At 33.0% G+C, this 1,733-nt stretch carries 1 protein-coding gene; it reads left to right on the top strand.

Annotated features, from left to right (window positions below; all coding sequences use genetic code 11):
- Positions 1-816: 816 nt before the first annotated feature.
- A partial coding sequence (locus ENL20_05915) for a hypothetical protein (GenBank protein HHE38091.1) occupies positions 817-1,733 on the top strand: 917 nt, incomplete at its 3' end.

Genomic DNA, 1,733 nt, shown 5'->3' with positions numbered 1-1,733 from the left:
ATTCAGGATACAGATCAAAGGAAATAAGACAGCTAACCGAAATTGGCAGCACAGCAATAACTTCATCGACAAAGTTGGAGATTCTTTTTTCCTGAATAATGAATATTCAAAAAAATGGAGAAAACCAAGAGTTCAATCTGAAAACTATCCTTCCAGACAGGGAGATACAGTTAAAGAAATTCAGATCATTGTTGATGAAGAAGGAATTTATCAAATTTCATATGATTATCTGATCAATGCTTTGGAAGAATATACTCTGGAAACTGAAATCGAATTTGAGATGGATTTTGAATGGAATAATATCGACCCTCGGAATCTGGAATTATCAAATAAATTCGGAAATGTTCCTATCTATTTTGTTGGTGAATCAGATGGTTCATTCGATCCTGGTGATTATTTCGAGTTTTATGGTGATCGTCATTATGGTGAAGAATGTTATTATGACGATTATACTTATGAAAATGTCTATGTATTAAAGCTTAATGATTATCCAGGCAGCAGAATGGCAGTTGAAAACGGAGGATTGGAAATTACTGATCCAGAACCTCCGGTACCTCTTTCATATAGACAAAATGTTCATTTTGAAGAGCAAAACACCCGAAATCCTCTTGGAGCTCAATGGTTATATTTCAACCATTTTGGGATTAAAGATTATTATCGAGAAGACCTCTATTTCTGGGAAAAAATAACCGCTCCAAATTTAGAAATATTCCCTTTTGAACTTAATATCCTCACCAATCTTATACAAGACATTTCGATGCAATAATTTCTCTTTTCGGCTCTACTTACAATAAGTATGATAGTGATCTAATTGAAATGAATCATCATGCTTCAGTGAGAGTAAATTCTTCTCTGATCAATAATCATCAATGGTCAGGACAAACCGAGAAATTATTTCAAAATCAAAATCTTTTGACTAACGATCTCTTAGCACATGGCACCAATTACCTTTATATAAGTATGCCAGGTATTCCCGAAGTTGAGAATGAACAGATTTTGTTAGACTATTTTGAAATTGAATATTGGAGAGAATATAAAACAGATGAAGATTTTATGAAATTTACCTGGCCTCAAAATCAACCTTTTGGTCTTTATCAATTTGAACTGGAAAATTTTTCTACTGATGATGTCTTTATTTATAAAATTGGTTCGAGTATAATGGAAAATCTGCAAATCGAATCATTTTATGAATATGGCGGTGCTCCTTATACAGTTACTTTTCAGGATAGTATCTTACACAGTAATGTAGAATATTATGCCGTTACCGGAAATCAAAAAAAAATACCTGTTCAGATAAGACCTGATATCCCCTCAAATTTAAAACAACCATCAAATTATGCTGACTATCTGATAATTACTGCTTCGGAATTTGTTAATAACGAAGGGACTTTGATGTTTAAGGAAATATGGGAACAGGAAGGTTATGTTGTCGAAATTATTGACCTGCAAGATATCTATGATGAATTTAATAATGGTATTCCTTCTGCAGAAACAATAAAGGAATTTCTTACCTGGATTTATGATAATTGGTCAGAGCCACAAGTTACACATGTTATGCTTTTAGGTGATGGAATATTTGATGAAAGAGATTTTAGTTCGTCCAGAAAATATAACATTGTTCCTATAAAAAATATCTGGGCTCATACATTAGGTGCAATTGCCAGTGATAATTGGTATGGATGTATTGTCGGTGATGATCTGATCGCAGATATTAGTATCGGACGGATCAACAT

The organism is Candidatus Cloacimonadota bacterium (genome assembly GCA_011372345.1).
Classification (GTDB): Bacteria; Cloacimonadota; Cloacimonadia; order Cloacimonadales; family TCS61; genus DRTC01.
Note: the sequence above shows the minus strand (reverse complement) of the source record. Positions and strands in the feature narration are given on the sequence as shown.